18 protein-coding genes and 1 tRNA gene are annotated in these 21,594 nt (G+C 51.6%); 12 read left to right on the top strand and 7 right to left on the bottom strand.

Annotation, left to right across the window (positions count from 1 at the left end; all coding sequences use genetic code 11):
- Positions 1-83: 83 nt before the first annotated feature.
- The 3 genes from purQ to purS all read right to left on the bottom strand — a co-directional run bounded on the left by purQ (position 84) and on the right by purS (position 1,525).
- Positions 84-791, bottom strand: a complete 708-nt coding sequence (purQ, locus tag IPQ00_04105) for a phosphoribosylformylglycinamidine synthase subunit PurQ (protein MBL0239741.1) — start codon at positions 789-791, stop codon at positions 84-86.
- On the bottom strand, positions 788-1,198 hold the full coding sequence (locus tag IPQ00_04100; protein MBL0239740.1) for a four helix bundle protein: 411 nt from the start codon (positions 1,196-1,198) through the stop codon (positions 788-790). The genes purQ and IPQ00_04100 overlap by 4 nt, the downstream gene beginning before the upstream one ends.
- A 78-nt stretch (positions 1,199-1,276) precedes the next feature.
- Complete coding sequence (purS, locus tag IPQ00_04095) at positions 1,277-1,525, bottom strand: phosphoribosylformylglycinamidine synthase subunit PurS (GenBank protein ID MBL0239739.1); 249 nt, start codon at positions 1,523-1,525, stop codon at positions 1,277-1,279.
- 148 nt (positions 1,526-1,673) lie between these two features.
- Between purS and IPQ00_04090 the strand changes: the two genes are divergently transcribed.
- On the top strand, positions 1,674-2,075 hold the full coding sequence (locus tag IPQ00_04090; protein ID MBL0239738.1) for a DUF4870 domain-containing protein: 402 nt from the start codon (positions 1,674-1,676) through the stop codon (positions 2,073-2,075).
- Here the strand turns inward: IPQ00_04090 and IPQ00_04085 are convergent.
- Positions 2,072-3,364, bottom strand: coding sequence for an adenylosuccinate lyase (locus IPQ00_04085; protein ID MBL0239737.1), 1,293 nt, complete (start codon positions 3,362-3,364; stop codon positions 2,072-2,074). The genes IPQ00_04090 and IPQ00_04085 overlap by 4 nt on opposite strands.
- Positions 3,365-3,792: 428 nt before the next feature.
- Positions 3,793-5,064: a pentapeptide repeat-containing protein gene (locus IPQ00_04080; protein ID MBL0239736.1), complete on the bottom strand. Its 1,272-nt coding sequence runs from the start codon at positions 5,062-5,064 to the stop codon at positions 3,793-3,795.
- 89 nt (positions 5,065-5,153) lie between these two features.
- Between IPQ00_04080 and IPQ00_04075 the strand changes: the two genes are divergently transcribed.
- Positions 5,154-5,393 (top strand): acyl-CoA/acyl-ACP dehydrogenase, encoded by a 240-nt coding sequence (locus IPQ00_04075; GenBank protein MBL0239735.1) that lies wholly within the window; start codon positions 5,154-5,156, stop codon positions 5,391-5,393.
- 79 nt (positions 5,394-5,472) lie between these two features.
- Here the strand turns inward: IPQ00_04075 and IPQ00_04070 are convergent, their stop codons facing one another.
- Positions 5,473-5,793 (bottom strand): DUF3298 domain-containing protein, encoded by a 321-nt coding sequence (locus IPQ00_04070; protein ID MBL0239734.1) that lies wholly within the window; start codon positions 5,791-5,793, stop codon positions 5,473-5,475.
- Positions 5,794-5,906: 113 nt separating this feature from the next.
- On the opposite strand from IPQ00_04070, the gene IPQ00_04065 reads away from it, so the two are divergent.
- From IPQ00_04065 to IPQ00_04045, 5 genes are all read left to right on the top strand, one after another.
- Positions 5,907-6,884: a transposase gene (locus tag IPQ00_04065; GenBank protein ID MBL0239733.1), complete on the top strand. Its 978-nt coding sequence runs from the start codon at positions 5,907-5,909 to the stop codon at positions 6,882-6,884.
- 84 nt (positions 6,885-6,968) lie between these two features.
- Complete coding sequence (locus IPQ00_04060) at positions 6,969-7,892, top strand: IS110 family transposase (protein ID MBL0239732.1); 924 nt, start codon at positions 6,969-6,971, stop codon at positions 7,890-7,892.
- Between the two features lie 1,259 nt (positions 7,893-9,151).
- Positions 9,152-9,238: transfer RNA gene (locus IPQ00_04055), tRNA-Leu, on the top strand.
- Positions 9,239-9,333: 95 nt separating this feature from the next.
- Positions 9,334-9,924, top strand: coding sequence for a hypothetical protein (locus IPQ00_04050; protein ID MBL0239731.1), 591 nt, complete (start codon positions 9,334-9,336; stop codon positions 9,922-9,924).
- Positions 9,925-10,117: 193 nt separating this feature from the next.
- Positions 10,118-10,732: a hypothetical protein gene (locus tag IPQ00_04045; protein MBL0239730.1), complete on the top strand. Its 615-nt coding sequence runs from the start codon at positions 10,118-10,120 to the stop codon at positions 10,730-10,732.
- Between the two features lie 112 nt (positions 10,733-10,844).
- On the opposite strand, the gene IPQ00_04040 is transcribed toward IPQ00_04045, so the two are convergent.
- Entirely contained in the window at positions 10,845-12,359 is a 1,515-nt protein-coding gene (locus tag IPQ00_04040) for an amidohydrolase family protein (protein MBL0239729.1), read from the bottom strand.
- A 98-nt stretch (positions 12,360-12,457) separates the two neighbouring features.
- On the opposite strand from IPQ00_04040, the gene mdh reads away from it, so the two are divergent.
- The 5 genes from mdh (at position 12,458) to IPQ00_04015 (ending at position 21,530) form a co-directional block, all read left to right on the top strand.
- Positions 12,458-13,393, top strand: coding sequence for a malate dehydrogenase (mdh, locus tag IPQ00_04035; GenBank protein ID MBL0239728.1), 936 nt, complete (start codon positions 12,458-12,460; stop codon positions 13,391-13,393).
- A 275-nt stretch (positions 13,394-13,668) separates the two neighbouring features.
- On the top strand, positions 13,669-16,278 hold the full coding sequence (locus IPQ00_04030; GenBank protein MBL0239727.1) for a S8 family serine peptidase: 2,610 nt from the start codon (positions 13,669-13,671) through the stop codon (positions 16,276-16,278).
- A 46-nt stretch (positions 16,279-16,324) separates the two neighbouring features.
- Positions 16,325-17,227 carry a GNAT family N-acetyltransferase gene (locus tag IPQ00_04025; GenBank protein MBL0239726.1) on the top strand — a complete coding sequence of 301 codons (903 nt, stop codon included), beginning with the start codon at positions 16,325-16,327 and terminating at the stop codon, positions 17,225-17,227.
- 175 nt (positions 17,228-17,402) lie between these two features.
- Positions 17,403-19,910, top strand: a complete 2,508-nt coding sequence (locus tag IPQ00_04020; protein ID MBL0239725.1) for an EAL domain-containing protein — start codon at positions 17,403-17,405, stop codon at positions 19,908-19,910.
- Between the two features lie 240 nt (positions 19,911-20,150).
- The gene (locus IPQ00_04015) at positions 20,151-21,530 is read left to right on the top strand and encodes a D-alanyl-D-alanine carboxypeptidase (GenBank protein ID MBL0239724.1); all 1,380 of its coding nucleotides are present in this window, start codon (positions 20,151-20,153) and stop codon (positions 21,528-21,530) included.
- Positions 21,531-21,594: the final 64 nt, after the last annotated feature.

Raw genomic sequence — 21,594 nt, 5'->3', positions numbered from 1 at the left:
GTTCACGCATTATTTCGCATCGAAAAAGGGCAGCCATTCGGCCGCCCTTTACTTATATATTTCATCAAAGACAAATTCCGGATCTACGCCATAGCCTCGATCGCGGCTATCGACTTGGTCAACGAGCGAAATATCTCGCGGCCGTCGTTGGAGCCGAGCAGTTCTTCGCAAGCTCGTTCGGGATGCGGCATCATACCGAGTACGTTGCGGTCGAGATTGCAGATACCGGCGATGTTTGAGCGGGCACCGTTCGGATTCGACTCGGGCGTCGCATTGCCGTCTTCGTCGCAGTATCTAAAGACGATCTGGCCGTTCTCTTCGAGCGACCGATACGTCTCATCGTCGCAGGTGTAATTGCCTTCGGCGTGAGCGATCGGGATCGACAGGACCTTGTGAGGGTCGACCTCGGTCGTAAACGGCGTATTTTGATTTTCGAGTTTCAGGCCGATGTGTTTACAAATAAAATGTAATCCCGCATTACGCATTAGCACGCCCGGCAACAAACCGGCCTCGCACAGTATCTGAAAGCCGTTGCAGATACCAAATACAAATTTGCCCTCAGCCGCAAACTGCTTGACGGCCTGCATCACTGGCGAAAACCTAGCAAGTGCTCCGCATCGCAGATAATCCCCGTATGAGAATCCGCCCGGCACGATAACGGCGTCAAAACCGCTGAGATCCGTTTCCTTATGCCAAATAAAATCAACCGGCTGGCCAACGTGCTTTGACACCACGTGATATGCATCGTGGTCACAATTGGAACCGGGAAAAACTATTACGCCGAATTTCATAGGTTTGTTGGTTGATCGTCGTTGGTTGTTCGTTGCTGTTTCTCTCCAACCGCCTTGATCGATTTTATATAGGCATTCAATTTCGGACTAAGCTCGTCCAAAATGGGTTTTAGCCTTGTGACCTCGTTTTCACTCAAAAGATTTCGCTTGTAAGCCCGCCTGAGCCAATGCTTGGTTTCGTTTAGCGAGCCTCGCGCAATATACGCAAATCTCTTATTGTCTTGAATTCCGTAACGGCCGGTCCCTTCCGAAATATTCGCGCCGATGCTATCCGCAGACCTGACGATTTGCTTGCCGACTGTATCGCGATCAAAATGCGGCCACTTTGAGGCAATCTCCCAGATCAGATCCGCAAGGTCTTCGGACAAAACATACACTCTCAGATTTTCAAAATTCGTTTTGCTCATAAACGAACGACTTAAAAGGTCAGTGTAAAATTGTCCGCTTCGACCAACAACGAACAACCAACAACGAACCACCAACTGCTACCCACCGACAATCTCCACTCGATAATCTTCGATCACCGGATTTGCCAGGACGTCGGCGGCGATCCGCTCGACCGATTGGCGTGCTTCGGCCTCGGAAACCGTTTGATCGATCGCGATCTCAAAGTATTTGCCCTGGCGGATATCGGCAATGCCGTGATAGCCGAGCGATTCGACAGAATGATGTATTGCTTTGCCCTGTGGATCAAGCACACCGGGCTTTAGAGTCACATAAACCTTTGCTTTCATTTGTTACACCTTGTATCCGTTCCGAAATAAATTGTAGATTGTTACGCAAAATCTTGTCTTTATCAACGTCTTGTGTTAGATTTCACCTAATTTTACGAACAGGCAATTGTTTCAAAACTAAACCCTTCAAAGGAGATTACAAAATTTTATGCAAAACACCGGTGGTAAAACCGCACTCGGATTGGACAACAACATAGGAGCGATGCTCTGCTATGTTGCTAACCTCGTATGTTATCTCGGACTCATCTACAGTATTATAGTTTTGGTAACCGATAAGGAAAACAAACTACCTCGATTTCATGCAATGCAGTCGATCACATTGTTTGCGACGTCATTGGTACTATTCATTCCCGGCTACTTGATCTCGATCGCGTTGGTGATGATGCAATCGTCGATCACATCTCTACTGGCGACATTGGTCTGGCTGGTACTGATGCTTATCGGCATCGCTATGTTTGTATTTATGGTCATCTCCGCCATCAAGGCCTATAACGGCGAGGTCTACAAGATCCCGGTTATCGGAAACCTTGCGGACAAATGGTCAAACTAACCAAAAACACGTTCGAATACCCGATCTACATTTCGTAGATAGTGTTTCAGATCAAAGACGCGGGCGATCTCTTCAACCGACAGGTGCGAAGAGATGTCCGCGTCTTCTTTTACCAACGCCGCATATTCGCCGCCCTCGTCCCAGACCTTCATCGCATTTCGCTGTGTCCAAGCGTACGCATCTTCACGCGTTACGCCCTTATGCGTCAGTGCGAGCATTAGCTGGCCGCTGAACACAAGTCCGCGAGTGAGATCGAGATTCTTGAGCATATTCTCAGGATAGACGACCAGCGTGTCGAGCAGGCTCGTTGTCTTGGCGAGAATGTAATCGAGTGTAGCGGAGGAATCCGGCAATACGATCCGCTCGGCGGACGAATGCGAGATGTCGCGTTCGTGCCAAAGGGCGACGTTCTCAAGGCCGACGATCGAATTTGCCCTTACCGTCCGTGCCATTCCGCAAATGCGTTCAGAGAGGATAGGATTGCGTTTGTGCGGCATCGCCGACGAGCCTTTCTGGCCAACCTTGAACTTCTCCTGAGCCTCGCGAACCTCCGTTCGCTGCCAGTGACGAACTTGCAGAGCGATCTTTTCCAGCGTCGAGGCGATTATCGCCAGCGTGCAGAGATATTCGGCATAGCGGTCGCGCTGTATGACCTGCGTCGAAACGTCCGCCGCTTTTAGCCCCAGACGCTCGCAAACGCGTTCCTCGACGTCCGGTGCCAGATGTGCGAACGCACCCACAGCACCGCTGATCTTGCCGACAGCTATCTGCTCTTTTGCTTTTAACAGCCGTTCGCGATTTCGCTGCGTTTCCGAGTACCAAAGTGCCCACACCAGACCGAACGAAGTCGGCTCGGCGTGTATGCCGTGCGTACGGCCGATCTGCGGCGTCTCCTTAAATTCAAACGCACGCCGTTTCAGCACATCGAGCAAAGCGTCGAGTTTCGGCAAAAGGACATCGCACGCCTCACGCAGTAAGAGAGCGTTGGCCGTATCCACAACGTCGCTCGACGTCAGTCCGTAATGCACGAACCGCGACGCCGGGCCGATGTTCTCCGCGAGGTTGGTCGTAAAGGCGATAACGTCGTGGTCTGTCGTCTTTTCGATCTCGTTGATCCGTTCGACCGTAAACGCCGCCTTGGCTTTGATCTGCTCAAGAGCCTCCGCCGGTATCGTTCCGTCCTCAGCGTGCACCTCGCACACTGCGACCTCAACGTCGAGCCATTTTTGAAACTTGTTCTGGAGCGACCAAATCGCTCCCATCTCGGGTAATGTGTATCTTTCGATCATCTACATCCAAGTCTATTCGCCCAAACCCAAATCTCAAAATCCAACGGTCGTGACGCAGTTAAGATCGCACGCTTGTAAGCACGGTGCGAGACTCGCAACATTGCAAAGGAATACGCGGTCAATTGTGCCAACGCCCAGCCTGACCCCGATTCCCCCGTCGCCAGCCGCTCGAACGAAGCTGTGCACGAAAAGATGATGGGATTCGCTAATAACAGCGATTCAAGATTAAAAAGAATCTAACTAAAAACGGAGGCGCCGGTTGTTCTCTTTTGTCACCCAATCAAACGCACCAACCGCATCCCAAAGATGCCACAATACCCGTGCGCTTGACTTGAGTACTTACTTCATAGATGACCCCAACACTTCCGTTGAATTTTCCTATTAACGCCTGCTCGGTGCTCGTAATCGATGGTGGAAGTTAGATGTTATCATTTGCCAAGTGTTTCATTTAGAACTTGATTATGTAGCAATTTCGCATTTTCTTTGGAAAACGCTAAAAGTTCGGATCGATTTGGCTCAAATGGAGCCGGTAGGATAGTCCTTTCCGAAATGATCGCAAGCTTCAAATTATCGTAAGTTAGTCCCGTAACCTCGCTTAAATCGCAATCGGAAAAATTTGCTAGGTCGAGCTTTGCTCTTTCAAGCGCCGCTCCCTTCAAGTTCGCGCGAACAAAGCTTGCGCGCGAAAGATCGGCTTGCCCAAAATTTGAATCAGTCGCGTCTGAGTTGCTAAAGTCCGCATCTGATAAATCGACCTTATATAAAATTGCCGATCTTAATATTGCATTTCGGAATTTGGCCCCTTTGCAAATCGAAGCGGTTAAATCGGCGTCGGTAAGATTCGCATCTTCGAAGTCCGCCTGTGAAAATATTGCTCGTGCCGCCTCAGGCGTAATCAGTGTTACAAGGGATCGACCAATTTCGACGTGTTCAGCAATGTCGGTCGACGCGCGGCTAAGATTCGACTTGCGAAAATCAGCGCCCTTAAAATCTGATGCAAACAGTATCGCCCCGGTCAGATCTGTATTTGAAAAATTCGCGTATATATATTTGCCACGCGCTAGATTCCTATCTGAAAGATCTAGAGATCTCATGTCTAATCTTTCAAGATCATCGGATATCGATTGAATGACGTTGATAATTGTCTGGAGTTCAGATGGAGATTGAAAATTTTCAATTGAAAGTCCATTTGAATTTTTCCGAACAACGGATGCTTTCGCTGGCTTGCTACTATCAGACTTCGAATTCGAAAAATTATTATGTAGGTAAGCATAAATGAGTTGTTTAGTGGTCGGGGCATCTTTTGGAGAATCAATCGCAATCCTTTCAAGTTCAAACAAACCACCAATTCGTACGACGAGCTTTTCGTCACTCAAGTGTGTGATCGCCTTAGAAAATCGATCGGTCATTTGTGCATCGCGATCCAAATCTTGTTTTTGAACGCTAACCTGGTATGCATTGAACGTTACAATCAGGCCAATCAGCACAAATATGCCTCCGATGATTTGAGCTAATGTCTTGCGAGCCTCATCTTCCATTCGGAACCGCTCGGAGTTTGTAAAGCGGTTGATCACTCGTTCATTATTCGATTCCGAATCAGTAAAGGTACCCGCCTGCCATTTTGGAACAAAGATCAACACCGCCAATATAATTGCAAATAGGAGAATTCCACCAACTAATAACATGTGTGTGCTTTGCATAGGCAGTAAGAGTCAAGGAAACGTTAAGATCCAATATAATATTAGGCACTGTAACATAACTCGTCAACGGTGCCGCGAGCCTCGCGAAATTGCAAGCGACCATCCGCAGCGAGACCGCCGCTTCGATGGCGATCGAGGTCCATGGGGCCAACGGCTACACGAACGACTATCCGGCCGAACGCTACCTGCGCAACTGCAAGGCCGCGGTCATTTACGAGGGAACCCGCGATATCCACACGCTGATGCAAGCCCACTGGGCGCTCGGTGCTAAAAAGGAAAAAGCTGCAAGAGTGATCCTGCCGCCATACGCGGCATCGGCGAGTGCCTAGTATTTCACTTATCGATCAACAAAAAAGGCGGCCGCGAATTTGTTTCGCAGCCGCCTTCTTATTTGCCGTGTGCCGGAATTTACTTCGCCGATTTTCGCAGCGCACCATCGGGGCGGACGATGTCTTTTAACGCTGAGTACGGGACGATCACGGTCTGCGGGCCGTAGGCGTAGGCGGCGACCTGATATGCCGGGAAGGTGATCAGCAGACCTTTTTTCGTCACGTTCCAGTTAGAGTAGTTGTCCGCTGTCGGTGCGGCACCTTCTTCCCAGATGTCCTGCGCGATGCCCATATTCTCGCCGGTTTCCGGATCTTTACGGTTTTTCAGGTCGTTTAGCGAATATTCGGCGATCTTGTTGAGGTATTTCGAACTGGGCTTAAACAGGTCGGCGAGCTTCAGTTGGCGGCCGGCTTTTAGATCGTAGGTGAGCGTCGTCGTGCCGCTGTTCGAGGGGGAACGGGGTCAGACATGCGATTGTGCGATTCGTGCGATTGTGGTAGAGTGCTTGTCAAATGGCAAGGAGACCTAGGGTTGAGATCGAGGGCGGGCTTTATCATGTGATCGTGCGTGGTAACGACAGGCAGGACATTTTTCATTCGCGAGAAGATCACCTGAAACTCATCTCGCTCATCGAAAAGGCGAAACAGAATTTGGGGTTTTATGTTTATGCCTATTGCCTGATGACCAATCACCTACATTTGCTGATCGAGCGTCGTTCGGAGACGGTCGGTCGGATCATGCAGCGGGTGCTGACGGGCTATAGTCAGTATTACAACAAGCGTTACCACAAGGTCGGCCATCTATTTCAAGGGCGGCACAAATCGATACTTTGCCAGTCTGACCCGTATCTCGCGAAGTTGGTAAGGTACATTCATCTGAATCCTGTTCGGGCGAATATGGTCCCAACGCCCGACGAGTACGAATTCAGCAGCCACCGGGCGTATCTTGGCACCGAACCTTATGGCGTCATCGATGTCGATCCGGTGCTGCGGCGTTTCGGTCCGCATAAGCGAAAGGCCCACGAACGCTACGCTGCATTTATGGCAGCCGCCATGAACCAGCCCGATGACGATATCGAGACATTCTACGCAGACGTTAAGATCGTCGGTTCTAAAGAGTTCGTCGATGAAACGATCCACCGAATGGGCGAAGCCGATAAATGGGCCGGCAAACACAGAGACGTGTTGCCCTTTGATGCGGATCTGTTGCTGAACGTGATCGAACAGGTATTCGAAATGGAGAGAGAGAATTTCTTCGGATCCGGCAAGAATAAGCGTATCATTACCGCAAAGGAGGTGTTCATCCTGATCGGCAAGGAATCAGGTGCGACCATCACCGAGATGTCCGGGATCGTCGGCCTCCACCAGTCAAACGCCGGCCGCCGATTCGACGCCGCGAGACAGAAATGCAAGACCGATCCGGAGTTCGAAAGCACATGGAAGAAAGTACAGGAGAAGTACAAACAGAGAATCGCACTATCGCATGTCTGATGCTATGAAGTGTTGACCTCGCGGGAGTCGAGTTTTGTGTAAACTCGAATTCTGACAAAAGAATAACAACCCGCGAGATCAACAATGGCAGTATACATTGGGGTTGACTTTCATCCATATGAGCAGACGCTTGCTTTTGTGGATGAAGCGGATGGAGAGATCAGATATAAGCGGTTTCTTCATAGCGATAAGGCGGGGATAAAGGCGTTTTACCGCAAGTGCGGAAAGGACGCGGTTATTGGAACGGAGGCCACGGGATCGCTGTGGTGGTTTGAGAAGTTGCTCTTTGACAATGGAATGACGCTCAAGATCGGAGATCCGAGGATGATCCGTCGAGCAGCGTTATCGAGGCACAAGAACGACCACAGGGATGCGGAGACGATCCTGGATCTTTTGATGCGCGGGACATTTCCGGCGATCACGCCGAGGAGCGAGCAGAGCCGGGAGATGCTCGATCTGCTGAACTATCGTCAGTCTTTGGTGAGCAAGCGGACATCGGTGGTTAACCAGCTGCAGGCGTTCGCACGATCGAAGGGCTTGCCACGGTTCCGTTTGCCGGCGGTAAAGGCGAGAAAGAAGATCGAGGAGGTTGAGACGACACAGGTCGAGCGGCTTCTGGTCAGCTCTCGATTTGTTCTTTGCGACGAGCTGACACGCCAGATCAAGGCCGTGGAGGCGAGGCTCGAGGAAGAGGCGAATAAGGAAGAGCGTGCTCAATTGCTAATGACGCATCCCGGCATCGGGCTGATCAACGCCATGGCACTTGTTCACACGCTCGGCGATGTTCGACGCTTTCGCCGTAAGGAAGAGGTCGTGGCATTTGTAGGACTCGACCCGCTCGAGAAAAGCTCGGGCGAGACGAGGCGGATCGGTTCGATCAGCAAGCGAGGTTCGCGGCTCGCAAGGTACCTGCTCGGGCAGGCAGCCCAGGCAAGTCGCGAAAAGCAATCGGGGTCAGGCATGCGATATTGCGATTCTCTTTCAAATCCATACTGCTCGACCGTTTGACCGATCCGGGTCGGCGTACTTGCCGTGTCGATGCAGCGATGCGGGTCACGACTTCGGTACTGTGATCATTCATTAAACTTCTCCGGACATTGACCTTCTACTTCGATGCGATCGAGCGAAAGCGTGATGTCTTTTGGCCTGTACGCCGTCCGTGGGATTTATCAGATTCCCCTCCTTACCAAGGAGGGGTGGCAGTGGCCGTCTTTTGGCCGCTGACGGGGTGGTTCTCTCACGGTAATAAAGATTCACCGTGCACCAGACTCAGGGCGTCAACCAAGCTGAATTCCCGTTCGACGCTTGAGAACCACTCCGTCATCCCGATAGAAAGCATCGGGATGCCACCTCTCCTTTGTAAGGAGAGGAGTTTTTCAGACCATAGCTGATCTTTCGTGACGGGCGTTGCATCTATGCGACATTACTGTATCCCTGCAATTTATGATATAATTTAACTAATCAACAGATCTTTGAAAACTAAAGACTGATGCAACGCCCGTTCGGGCACCAGCACCACGTGAGTACTCGGGAGAAATGGCGAATAACGAATGTCGAGTACGGAATAGCAACAGTCGCTGTTTCTGACCGACAGAAAAACGGCAGGTTTAGCGGAAAACAGCCGTGCCATTTTTGAAGCGGTGTTACTTGCACAACGTAAAAATGGCACGATTTGTGGCTGCAAATGCCCTGCTACCAATGGGTTACAAGCGTCCCGCATGTGCAAAAATGGCACGATTTATGGCACGAATTTTGGCACGGCCAAGGCCGTTACATTTCACAATGTTCGTTTGAGAATTACTGAATGCAGAACAAAGATTGTCCCAATTCAGATGGATAGCAATACTCGGATACCGGGAATTGTATTGTGAAACAGCACGATCTCGCTAAACGCTACAAACGCACGTGTTACGGCATTTCCGAACACATTTTGTAATAAACCTGAGGGGAAGGAAATTAATTAGGGACACTTTGGGTGGTTAACTTATTTATTCAGAGCATTTAGCCTGTCCCAAATTCGCCAATAACTCGAAATTAATTAGGGACACTTTCCGCCCGTAAATAATAGAGATCACACGGCTTAGCATTACAGAATATGTAAGCCGACTGTTTCAAATTAAATTGACCTAATTTGGGACAAACGTAGCGGATCGATCACGCCCGGACGGACGACTCTGCCGATTTTCGATAGTACCGGCGAATGTGGGAACGATTTGTTAAATGCCTTTTTTGATACCTTGGCTTAGGAATGTTAATCTTTCACTCGTGCTGGGGTGGCGGAATTGGTAGACGCCCAGGACTTAAAATCCTGTGTCCTTAGGGACGTACGGGTTCGATTCCCGTCCCCAGTACCATTTTTTTAACGACGGAAATAGCGGGACGCCGGGACATTTTCCCTGCGTCCCGCTTTTCGGTACGGCGATTGCAACATTTGTGTTGGGTGAAGATTATGAAACTAAAGTATTGGATCTCCGCGAGTATGTCGTTCTTGGTTTTGGCCGTCGGAATGGTCCAGATCGCCGACGCTCAAAATCGCACAGTCCTTAACGAAGCACAACGGATCTCGGGCGATCAATTTACGATCGCGACCCGAACTCCCAACGGTGCACGAGTTTACGCACTGAAAACACCGTCGGCCGAGATGTTGGGAGCGATCGATCGGGGCCTCAGCGACCTTTTTGCCGTTGCCCGCAAAAACCGCTACCGCAGCCGTCTAAACTACCGCGACTACACGATCTATATCGCTAAGGCCGACCGCACAAAGGACACGGCCGGAGGTTATTCGCCGGATATTGCGGTTGGTTCCGCACAGTATAGCGGTACCGTCTATGACAAGGGTGGATACATCTACGCGGCCGGGATAGTCGTCGCTCTTAATCCGTGTGCGTTTATGATCGCAGAGCACACAAAGGACTTTGACCGCGTCGCAAACGCCGTCCGATACGAGGGCGAACATCTCGTGCTGTACCACAACGATCGTTCGCTATATGCCTCGACCGCCGATCATAGTAGGGGCGGCGGCCACCCCATACTCCAATAGCCTGACCAACTGATATCGTGCAGATATAGACGATTGCGTTAGTTAATCAGACGCGGTCGGACAACTTTCGGTAACTCTAGGACTTCAAATACAAGTGTTTTTTATTTTTTGAGGTCGATCGATGCACTGGCACGAGCATTGCATTTGTACTTCGCGGAATGGCGTCACGCACCGCGAAGCCCGGGAGCTTTAGATGAACTTCAGATCGTGGGTTCAACGCATAGCGGCTTTTACGCTCTTGATATTTGTAAGCTATTTGACCGTATCGGCACAGGCCGATTCGATCTATCGATTACCCGCGGGAACGCGGATCACACTTAAGCTCGATGCTGAGATCAACTCTCAGGTGTCGAGCGTAAATGATACGTTTCTCGCGACAATTGCTAAACCGGTCATCGTCCGTGACGTGGTCGTCGTGCCGATCGGCACCACCGTCGAGGGCCGTGTGACGGGCGTAAAAGCGGCCTCGTCGGGCGGTAAAGGCGGTCGACTCGAACTGGCGTTTCAGACACTTCGGTTTGGGCAAGACATCGAACGCACGATCGACGCCGAACTCGTGAGCAAGCTTGCAGCTCGATCAAGCGATACTTTCCGCGCATTGGCGATATTCGGCGGTGCGGCGGCGGGGGCGGTTATCGGAGCGGTGAGCGGCTCCGGCCGCGGAGCATTGATCGGTGCTGGCGTCGGTGCCGGAGCAGGCATCGGGGCAGTAGTTGTCAGGCGAGGCAACTCGGTCGGGATACGCAAGGATCAGGAGTTTGAGATCGTTCTCAAACGTGACGTAACGCTCCCGGTACTGGACTATTAAGCATTTGCAAAGATTGGCCGTTGGCGAGATCCTTCGGCCATATTGAGGAAGCCCGTCAGCGAAGGGGAGAGCGCGTCGGGCTTTTTCTATCGGCACAAAAAGAACCCGGACGCTACTGCTCTCGGTTCTGACCTTTTCTCGCATTCAACACCATTTCCCTGATCTCCTTTGAGAGCGTCGGAACGTGAAAAGGCACACCGTCGCGGATAGTCCATTCGATACCGCCGCCCCGCACCACCTTACCGTCGCGGACTTCGTCAGTGCCGTTCGGATAGAGCACCTTGAAATTCTCCAGCGGATTGCCGTTTACGACGATCAGATCCGCTTTGTAACCGACGCGAATGCGGCCGAGACTATCTTCTTTTCCAAGTATTTTCGCCCCGTTACTGGTGGCGTGCTGGATGACCTTGAGCGGACTAAAACCGGCTTCCTGATGCAGTTCGAGCTCGCGTATCAGGCCAAAGCCGTACATTTGATAAATGAATCCTGCGTCCTCGCCGGTTCCGATCAGACCGCCTTTTTTCTCAAAATCATAGACGGCTTTCATCCAGATGCGATAGTTTTCTTTCCAAAACGTCTCGTCCGTTGTTGACCAACCAATGAAATACGAGCCGTGATTAGCTGGATTCGGCCGGAAATAATCTGCGAGAACCGGATGCAGATATTCCGCAAATGCCGGATTCGTCTGAGCCCGCTGCAGATCGCGCGAGGCTTCGTAGATGACAAGGGTCGGGTCCCAAGCGACATTGGCCGCAACCATTGCATCCAGTACTTTGCTCAGCTTTTCTGGGTCTGCCTCACGCCAAAGCCGCCCGGCGTAGCGAAAGCGGTCAACTTCGTTGTTGTAGTTATAGGTGGAGGGAAAGTCTTGTCTGCCCGATTCGATCGCTGCGTCCGGAATGCCGTACCAATGCTCGATCGAGGTCGTGCCGCCCTTGATATCGTCCCACGCATTCGACTCTTCAACGCCGGCGTGGTGCATTACCCGCATTCCCTGCTTTTTTGCTTCGTCCAACATCGCCGCCATCAGATCGCGGTCCATTGTGTACAGTTTGATGCCGTCATAGCCCGCGGCTTTTAGATCGCGAACACGCTGCCGCACTTGAACTGCAGTATCGAGGTCTGCCGCCGGAAAGCCGCCGTATGGAAACAGACGCGGGCCTACCAGAGTCCCTGCGTTGATCTGATCGCGATAGCCAAGAATTTTCGGATCTGCCCAAGCGTCACGCACGGTGGTGATCCCGCAGGCGAGCCACATCTTGGTGACATACTCGACCGGCATCGGAACGCCGGCACGCTCGTCCTGCGTGTGGCCGTGGAGATTGATCAGCCCCGGCAGAACGTATTTGCCCGTCGCGTCGATGACCAGCTCGTCCGCATTACTCGCAGACGGCCTCGTTGCGGGCGAACCGACTATCCGCTTGATCACGTCATTCTCAACATATATGTCAAGCGGGCCGGCCGCCGGTTTGCCACTGCCGTCAACGACCATCGCATTGCGCACCACGATCCGCTTGACCCGTTTGCCCGAAAACGAACTCGGCAAAGCCTGTCCGATAGCCGTGGAAACAACGATCGCCGCGACAAGCACGGACGACAAAAGATTTCGAATTCGTTCGATCTTCATAATTGACTCACTGAATTTGCGGGAACCTACCACGAATAATAGAATATATCTTTTAATAACACACGTATTGAGATAACTATCTCAAAGAGAGGAAACTAATGGCTGCTGGAAGAAATAAAGTTACTGTTGTCGGAGCTGGAAACGTCGGCGCAACCGCTGCTCATTGGATCGCGAGCAAAGAACTAGCGGATGTCGTCCTGGTCGATATTGTCGAGGGAACGCCTCAGGGCAAATGCCTCGATCTGGCGCAGGCTGCTCCGATGGACGGTTTTGACGTCAAACTCGTCGGAGCTAATTCGTATGAGGAAACGGCAAATTCGGACGTTGTGATCATCACCGCCGGCCTACCGCGCAAGCCCGGAATGAGCCGCGACGACCTTCTGAAAACCAACTCCGACATCGTCGGACAGGTCACCGATCAAGTCGCGAAGTACTCGCCTAATTCGGTGATCATCGTCGTATCAAATCCGCTCGACGCGATGGCGCAGGTCGCATTTCGCCGCTCGGGATTCCCCAAAAACCGCGTGATGGGAATGGCGGGCGTGCTCGACAGTGCCCGTATGCGCTGCTTTGTCGCTGAGGAACTCGACGTGTCGGTCGAAAATGTTACCTGCTTTGTACTCGGAGGTCACGGCGACACGATGGTACCGCTGCCGCGTTACTCGACGGTTGCCGGTATCCCGATCACCGAGTTGATCTCAAAAGACAAGCTCGACGCTATCCTCACCCGTACCGCTAATGGCGGTGCAGAGATCGTCGGATTGCTCAAGACCGGTTCGGCATACTACGCGCCAAGCTTAGGTGCCGTCGAGATGACCGAGGCGATCCTCAAGGACAAAAAGAAGATCCTGCCCTGTGCCGTCTTTCTCGAAGGCGAGTACGGCGTCAGCAATCTCTTTGTCGGCGTGCCGGTCAAACTCGGCAAAAACGGTATCGAGCAGATCATCGAGATATCGCTCACCAACGATGAACGCACCGCTCTCCACAAGAGTGCCGCCGCCGTCCAGGAACTTGTCGATATCCTGAATATCTGATCTAGAAACGTTGGATCGTTGTGCTTGGCACATAGAAACAAAAACTACCCGATAACTGAGTTATCGGGTAGTTTTTTTTGCGCCAAAATCGGTCACTATGACGGACTGGCTCGGTCAGACTGAAGGATATTTCGACTGAAGCCAGACACCCCAAACGGCTAACCACTGTATTTACCACACTTACGTGTCTGGCATACTTCTTGACATAGAAGTGTGGCAACAATTGCCATATTTCTTTGTGTACAAGAAAGGGAACACGGATCCTGAGGAGCAAAATGATGAGTTTGTCCAACACCAATAGATCGACGATAAGAGCAGCGGTTTCGCTGATACTCGTATTGTCGATCGTCTTAACCAACGCTATTTCAGCGTTTGCCGCACTTACACCGCAATCGGTGATAAATGCTTCGGCAACGACGAAATACACCACCGATCTTACGCAGCTAGGCCGTCAAGGTAGATTGCGTGAGAACCTAAACTTTGAAAACGAGACCGCACGTCTCATCAAGGTGTTAGCCGAAGGTGGAATTCGTCAGCCGGTCATCGTTGATAGCACCGGCGAGAATCAGGACGCGGTGGTTGAAGAAACCGCTCGCAGGATCGCTACAGGAAATGTGCCTGACAGCCTGAAGGGAATTTCGATCGTCAAGCTAGAGGTCGCGACACTATATTCGAATGCAAAGTCCGACGCCGAGGTTGTCGATCTGATCGGCACGATCCTCAATGAGGTGACGGCATCGCAAAAGGGTTCGGTCCTTTATGTAAATGAGATCGCAAACCTTCTTGAGTCGCAGGCGGTCGGCGAGCAGTTGCTCGGAGCGATTAGCTCAGGCAAACTCGCGATCATCGGCGGATCGACCCGGGAAAGTTACACGGATAAGATCGAACGCTCCGAGGCCTTTGCGGCTGTTTTTCAGCCAATCACATTGGACGGGATCATTATTTCTGGCCAGGCTTCGAATCAGGATGCCAATATCCTGAAGGGCGACGGCTTTGCAGGTGACAATATCTCATCAGAACTGCGTGAGATGATGGCCAATGATCCGAGCGGAAAGACCCGCGTAGATGTGATCATACAGGCTAAGGACGCCGACAATGCAGCACTCCGTTCATTGCTCAAATCGGGTGAAGCTCACGTTACCGACCGAATCGGCAACACCGAAACGATGGTCGTAAATCTGCCGTTGTCTTCGCTCGAATCACTTTCGAAGAGCGGACTGATCAACTTTATATCCCCTGATCGCCCGACGACGGTGACCGGCCACGTCGAAGAATCAATCGGCGCGGACATGATTCGCTCTCAGGCCGCCCTCAATGGACGATCTGCATATACGCTTGACGGCTCGGACATCGGTGTTGCCGTGGTCGACTCAGGGATCGCCTCCACGCACAATGGATTTAAGAATGGTGCCGGAGCGTCACGGATCGTGGCAAATGTTAATTTCACAAGCGGCACGCTCACCGCGACCACGGACGGATACGGGCACGGATCGCACGTCGCGGGACTCGCCGTCGGCGACTCCACACAGAGTAGCGGTGCATATCGCGGTGTTGCCAAAAACGCCAAGGTCATTAGCGTCAAGGTACTAAATGATCTGGGCGAAGGCACTTCGTCCTGGCTCCTCAATGGCTTGAATTGGATCCTCCAAAACCGAGTGCAGTACAACATCAAGGTCGCGAATCTTAGCCTCGGCACGACTGCCGTGGATTCGTATCGAAATGATCCGATCTGCGTCAAGGTCAAGGAGTTGGTTCAGGCCGGGATCGTAGTTGTAGTAGCCGCCGGCAACCTCGGCAAAACCGCAACCGGAGCCAAGACCTATGGCCGCATCCACTCGCCCGGAATTAGCCCTTATGCTCTGACCGTTGGCTCAACCAACTCAATGGGCACCGCGACGACCGCTGACGATTCGATCGCCACGTTTAGTTCGCGCGGCCCGACACGCAGTTTCCTGACCACCTCAACGGGATGGAAGGTGTTCGACAATAACATCAAGCCGGATATCGTTGCTCCGGGCAACCGACTTATATCGTATAAATCCGCTAATAATCGGCTGGCCCTCTTGAGCCCGACGCTTTCGCTCGACGCGACCAATAATAATGATTCGATGATGTATATGAGCGGAACATCGATGTCTGCTCCGGTGGTCGCCGGTGCCGCCGCACTTCTGCTGCAGGTCAACCCGAATTTAACGCCGGGTATGATCAAGATGATAATGCAATATTCAGCCCGCCCGATCTCAGGTGCCAATACCTTTGAACAGGGTGCTGGGGCATTGAATATCGAGGGCGCGGTGCGACTCGCACGATCGCTCCGCACGGACATCGATTTTCAGAACGCGGCAAACGGTTCGTCGACCGTCGCACAGGGTTGGACGATGCCGACCACTTCGACGACGATCGGCGGCAATACGTTTCAATGGGCTCAGGTGATAACCGGTAATCATAATATTATCACCGGGGCGAACCTCGTTTCCAAATTCCAGGCCGCCTACAAACGCGAGAATATCGTGAATGATGGCGTCACGTTTGGTAACGGCAACTTTACGCTCAATACGGCCACTCACTTTACCGCTGGGTTAGGCGTTAACCGAAACGTCACCACGAGTAACGGCGGTTCTTTAGGTGCCGGATCGATATGGATGTCATACGGCGTGTTAGTCGGTGACGGTGTCTTAATCGGTGACGGTGTGCTCGTCGGTGACGGTGTCTTGGTCGGCGACGGTGTGCTCGTTGGTGATGGTGTCTTGGTCGGTGACGGCGTGCTCGTCGGCGATGGTGTCTTGGTCGGTGACGGCGTGCTCGTCGGCGACGGCGTTTTGATTGGTGATGGAGTGTTGATTGGTGACAGCGTATTACTTGGCGATCCTACGCCCTCGATGTAAGCGCAGATCACCAAAACATTAACACTAAGATCTAAGGAGATTATCCATGCTAAGCCAATTACATATGAAGACTGCTCACGCCGCAGCACCAACGAGAACAATGGGCATTGTGCCCGACCTCTCGCGGGTCTTCAACATCGATGAATCATTACGGACCGAGACCTTGGCGTTCCTGGCAGAACGCCCGGTACACACGGTCGTAATGACGAGCTTCATTCACGACAACGGTTTTGACAACGAACTGAACCGTGGAACATTCTACGGATACAGGAATGAAGCAGGAAGACTAGAGGGAGTTGCACTGATCGGGCACTCGACACTGTTCGAGGCTCGAACTGAAATGGCTATCGAGGCACTGGCATTTACCGCCCGCACCTCTGAACGGCCGATACATTTGATAATGTCGTCCGGTGACGCCGCCGAACGATTTTGGGATCACTACAACACGACCGCCGCTGCTCCGCGGCTACGTTGCGAAGAGGTTCTCTTTGAAGCCGCATTTCCGCTTGCAGTCCAAAACTGCGAATGGGACGTGCGGACCGCGGACAAGGCCGACCTTGTCGAACTTGCTGAAGCTCAGGCCGAGGTCGCGTTCATCGAGTGCGGAGTCGATCCGATGGCACGGGACCGCGAGGGATTCCTCAAGCGTGTCTTACGCCGAATCGAAATGGGTCGTGTTTTCAGTGTCAAGATCGATGGGAAACTGGCGTTCAAGGCGGACATAATCGCAGAGACGCCTGAGGCCATCTATCTCGAAGGTATCTGGGTCGCTCCCGAGTTTCGCGGACAAGGAATGGGTTCGGAATGCCTGTCCGAATTGACAGTCAAATTACTCAACCGCGCAGAACATATCTGTATGCTCAGCAACGTCGAGTTTGCCGGTGCTCACAAGAGCTTTCAGAAAGCCGGATATCGGGCGGCAGACAGGTGCGTAACATTATTCGTCTGATTAATAATCGTGGACAACAATGTTTAATTAGTGCATAATAAGCTGGGTTCGAATTTCGAATCCAGCTTTTGCTTTTTATCCCTGACCTTCCAACCGCATCACACATTTCACTGATCGACATCGCATTTTGCCCATCAAAAGAATAATTGCAGCTGTTTATATCCGACATTTCTAGATGACAAGCAAGAAAATAACAGCGTGGTACATTGCGGCGGTGATCATCATCGGTGCGGCTTGCCTGCTGGCGGCAGTTATTCTGATGCCGGTCGCTCGGATAGATAGTTACCTTGTGTTGCTTGCTGGGCTGACCGTGGCGCTCGGTTCGCGGATCACTATCCCGATACCGCGTTTCAAATCTCACATCGCCGTTTCTGACACATTTATTTTCCTAACGCTCCTACTCTATGGCGGCGAATTTGCGATAATTCTCGCCGCACTTGAGGCGTTTGCCTCCTCTTGGCGTTTCTGCAATAAAAAGCAAACGGTATTTTTTAACTCGGCAACAATGGCGATCTCGACATCGCTTGTTGTACTAATGCTCAATGCTTTTTCGCTCTATCACGTAGACACGCTACACGGTCAGATCGGGAACCACGCAAATTTTGTGATCGCTCTCTCCGTTATTGCCCTCACACAATTTGTCGCCAACACATCGATCGCGACGGTCTACGACGCGATCAAGAGTAATTTACCGGTTTGGGAAACCTGGAAGTCCAAATATGTTTGGACATTTTTCTCATATTTTATTGGTGCCGCCGGAGCCGGAATTTTGATCCAGATTGCAGATACGGCCGGAGTGGGTGTCATCTTTGCGACATTCCCGGTGATGTACTTCGTATTTCTGTCGTACAGAATGTATATGAAGAACGTCGAGATATCGATCCAGCACGCCGAACAGGCGGAACAATACGCCAAGGTGATGGAATCGCAATCTGATGCTCTGCGTGAATCCGAAGAACGGTTTCGAAGCGCATTTAACTATGCCCCGATCGGAATCGCTCTTGTGAGTGCTACCGGACAATGGCTAAAGGTAAATCGTGCTCTCACAGATATTCTCGGTTTTTCCGAAGAAGAGTTTCTAAAGGTCGATTTTCAATCGATGGTCGTTACGGAAGACCTCGGGCCGACACTCGTCAAATTGCACGAACTAATATCCGGTAAGATCGCCAACTGCCAGTTGGAGCACCGGTATCTGCACAAAAATGGCGATATCGTATGGGCCTCCTGGAGTGTGTCGACCGCCGGCGATGGTAGCGTGGCAAATCAGAGACTTATCTTTCAGATCCAGGATATCACCGACAAGAAGGTCGCCGAAGAAAAATTGCAGCACGAGGCAACGCACGATGCCCTGACCGGCCTTCCGAATCGGCCACTGTTTATGGCTCGGCTGACTTCGGCTCTTGAGCGACGCAAAATGTCGCCGGACTATAAGGTCAGCATCCTTTTCATCGATCTGGACCGATTCAAGTACGTCAACGATAGTCTCGGCCATCTCGCCGGCGATCTATTATTAGTAGGTATATCTGAGCGGCTACGCGAATGTCTCCGGCCGTCCGATCTCGTTGCCCGACTCGGCGGAGACGAATTTACGATCCTCGTCGAAGGCTCTCATATCGACGAAGAGGTCACGCGGATCGCAGAAAGGATTCAGGCAAAGTTCAATATTCCTTTCGGGTTGAACGGGAATGAGGTCTATAGTTCGGCAAGTATCGGCATTCTACACGCGTCCGGCAACCACCTTACATCCGAAGACATTATGCGCGACGCCGATACGGCAATGTATCAGGCCAAGCGAGCCGGTAAGGCACGACACGAGGTGTTTGACGAGAAGATGTTCAGGGCCGCACGCGAGACGCTTCGGATCGAGACCGATCTTCGCCGTGCGATCGAGCGGTCTGAGTTATCTGTGGTTTATCAGCCGATCTATTCACTTGAAACCGACACGATCGAGGGATTTGAGTCTCTGGCCAGGTGGAATCACCCGGAACTTGGTCATATTTCTCCCAGTAAATTCATTCCGGTTGCCGAAGAGATCGGTATGATCGACCGCTTGTGCGAATACGTGCTTCAGGTCTCGTGCCGCGAAATTCGCACAATCCAGGACGCGATGCCCGACGGCCGAAAACCCAAATTGAGTGTCAATCTTTCGTGTAAGCAGTTTGCCCAGACCTCGCTGGTAAGGAACATCGAGCGCATCCTGGACGAAAATTCGTTTTCACCTCACCTTTTGAAATTTGAGATCACCGAGTCTGTATTTGTGGAACATCAAGCAAGGGCGATCGAGATGCTCAAGCAGTTGCGCGATAGCGGCATCGACATACATATCGATGATTTTGGTACCGGATACTCAAATCTCAGCTATCTGATGAAACTCCCAATAACGACGCTTAAGATCGATAGATCATTCGTCAGTATGATCAACGACAGCGGAGGAAACGACGAAATAGTGCGTGCGATCGTATCGCTTGCCAAAACACTCGACCTGCAGGTGGTTGCCGAGGGCATCGAGACCGAGGCTCAACTATCGACGCTACGCTCGCTCGGTTGCGAATTCGGTCAAGGCTTTTTGTTTGCTGCCCCGATGACCTTCATTGACCTATGCTCATACCTTAAGACCGAGTCGGTTATCGGTCAGGCCGATCGACGATTCGGCGATGTCGCTCACCTCCAACAACTCCAGTAGCTCGGATTCCCTAAAAAAAGTGTTTTAATTACCGTCGATTTGTTGTATAACAATTTTGGATGGTATGTATAAGCCAGTGTTTTGAATGCATCCATTTCGCTGCGTTGCTGAATCTAAATATCGGTTGCCATTTGGGCGTCCTTAGTGGCGGGCGAGACTCCGATGTAATGGTTTCAGGAATTGTGTTAATATAGTCGTTGGGTCAACCTGCCTAGCAATTGCCGTTGCAAAATTTAATCAATGACAAAGAACCTTAGACAGTTTAATAAGCATTTTAGTCTGCTGATCGTGATTATTTCGTCTGCGTTTGCTGTTATTGGACAAACTCAGCCACTGCTTCAGGATATCAAGATCTATCGTGAACCGACGCCGACGCCTGCCGCCACACCGTATGTCCAGCGCACAGGAAGTTCGACGGCCGTTTCCGGCGGAATGCGAACCAAATTCCCGGCCTTGGCTGAAGTGTCAGTACCGGGATATTCGGGAATCCTGATCGAATCGATGGACGGAAATGTCGTCGTCGAAAACAACTCGACATCTGTATTCAATCCGGCTTCAAACGTTAAGATAGCGACGGCGTATGCCGTTCTCAAAACATTCGGCCCCGATTTTCGGTTTATGACCAGCGTTTACACGGATGGAACGATCGACCTTTCGACGGGTACGCTTAACGGCAATCTGTACGTTTCAGGCCGCGACCCTATGTTTGGATTTGAACACGCGGTAGCGATCGCCAATGAATTGAATCGGCTCGGTATTCGCACGATTAAAGGCGACCTGATCGCGACGGATAATTTTGCAATGAATTTTTCGGGCTCGTCGCTGAAGTCGGCGGAAGCGATGTTTGCAACAATGGATGCCGGTAGGCGTTCGGCAGCGGCAACAAGAGTTTGGCTCAATTTCCTTTCAAATTCCGGACGTTTCGGCGAGGTTTCCGGGACACCGGGCGTTTCATTTACCGGAGGATATTACGTCCAGCCGATCCCGAGTAGCCTGAGTCTGCTGTTTACCCACGAATCCGCTCCGATGCGTGAAATCCTGAAGGTCACGCTCTGTTATTCAAATAATTTTTTGGCCGAACGCCTCGGCGATATGTTGGGCGGAGCGTATGCCGTGGCGCGGATCGTCCAACTAAACGCAGGTATCCAGCCGATCGAGTTTTCACTTCAGACGTCGAGCGGGCTAGGTTATAATCGCGTAACTCCGAATGCAATGATGCGACTGCTACGAGTTTTAAGGGAAGATCTGGCAAGGTACTCGATGACGTTTGCCGATATTATGCCGGTAGCGGGTATCGATAAAGGCACGCTTGCCAATCGCTTTGCCTCTGATTTTGCAACCGGCAGTGTTATTGGAAAGACCGGGACGCTTGGCAACACCGATGGTGGAGCCAGTACGCTGGCAGGCGAACTTAACACCCGCAACGGTAAGTTCCTTTTTGTGATCTTCAACCAACGCGGCAGTGTCGCCCGTTTCCGTGCATTTCAGAACAGTTTTGTTTCCCTGGTCCAAGGTCAATTCGGCGGTCCCGTATCGATCGCGTACTCACCGGTCTCGCTCGACAGCCGAATTGCCCGAACGCGTTTCAGTTACCCATCAGGCAGGAATTCAAACAACTAAGCCAATTTATCGACTGCCCAATATTTTAGATACGAATTTGTGATAGGAAGTACGTGCGTGCTTC

The organism is Chloracidobacterium sp. (assembly GCA_016720705.1).
Taxonomy (GTDB): Bacteria; Acidobacteriota; Blastocatellia; order Pyrinomonadales; family Pyrinomonadaceae; genus OLB17.
This window is presented reverse-complemented; position numbering and strand designations above follow the sequence as displayed.

What these genes read in the sequence shown, in the direction of transcription:
- IPQ00_04080 (MBL0239736.1), bottom strand. Translation starts at nt 5,064, where the DNA reads ATGCAAAGCACACACATGTTATTAGTTGGTGGAATTCTCCTATTTGCA.
- IPQ00_04060 (MBL0239732.1), top strand. Translation starts at nt 6,969, where the DNA reads ATGGCAGTATACATTGGGGTTGACTTTCATCCATATGAGCAGACGCTT.
- IPQ00_04045 (MBL0239730.1), top strand. Translation starts at nt 10,118, where the DNA reads ATGAACTTCAGATCGTGGGTTCAACGCATAGCGGCTTTTACGCTCTTG.
- IPQ00_04040 (MBL0239729.1), bottom strand. Translation starts at nt 12,359, where the DNA reads ATGAAGATCGAACGAATTCGAAATCTTTTGTCGTCCGTGCTTGTCGCG.
- purS (MBL0239739.1), bottom strand. Translation starts at nt 1,525, where the DNA reads ATGAAAGCAAAGGTTTATGTGACTCTAAAGCCCGGTGTGCTTGATCCA.
- IPQ00_04050 (MBL0239731.1), top strand. Translation starts at nt 9,334, where the DNA reads ATGAAACTAAAGTATTGGATCTCCGCGAGTATGTCGTTCTTGGTTTTG.
- mdh (MBL0239728.1), top strand. Translation starts at nt 12,458, where the DNA reads ATGGCTGCTGGAAGAAATAAAGTTACTGTTGTCGGAGCTGGAAACGTC.
- IPQ00_04025 (MBL0239726.1), top strand. Translation starts at nt 16,325, where the DNA reads ATGCTAAGCCAATTACATATGAAGACTGCTCACGCCGCAGCACCAACG.
- IPQ00_04015 (MBL0239724.1), top strand. Translation starts at nt 20,151, where the DNA reads ATGACAAAGAACCTTAGACAGTTTAATAAGCATTTTAGTCTGCTGATC.
- IPQ00_04100 (MBL0239740.1), bottom strand. Translation starts at nt 1,198, where the DNA reads ATGAGCAAAACGAATTTTGAAAATCTGAGAGTGTATGTTTTGTCCGAA.
- IPQ00_04020 (MBL0239725.1), top strand. Translation starts at nt 17,403, where the DNA reads ATGACAAGCAAGAAAATAACAGCGTGGTACATTGCGGCGGTGATCATC.
- IPQ00_04030 (MBL0239727.1), top strand. Translation starts at nt 13,669, where the DNA reads ATGATGAGTTTGTCCAACACCAATAGATCGACGATAAGAGCAGCGGTT.
- IPQ00_04065 (MBL0239733.1), top strand. Translation starts at nt 5,907, where the DNA reads ATGGCAAGGAGACCTAGGGTTGAGATCGAGGGCGGGCTTTATCATGTG.
- IPQ00_04090 (MBL0239738.1), top strand. Translation starts at nt 1,674, where the DNA reads ATGCAAAACACCGGTGGTAAAACCGCACTCGGATTGGACAACAACATA.
- IPQ00_04085 (MBL0239737.1), bottom strand. Translation starts at nt 3,364, where the DNA reads ATGATCGAAAGATACACATTACCCGAGATGGGAGCGATTTGGTCGCTC.
- purQ (MBL0239741.1), bottom strand. Translation starts at nt 791, where the DNA reads ATGAAATTCGGCGTAATAGTTTTTCCCGGTTCCAATTGTGACCACGAT.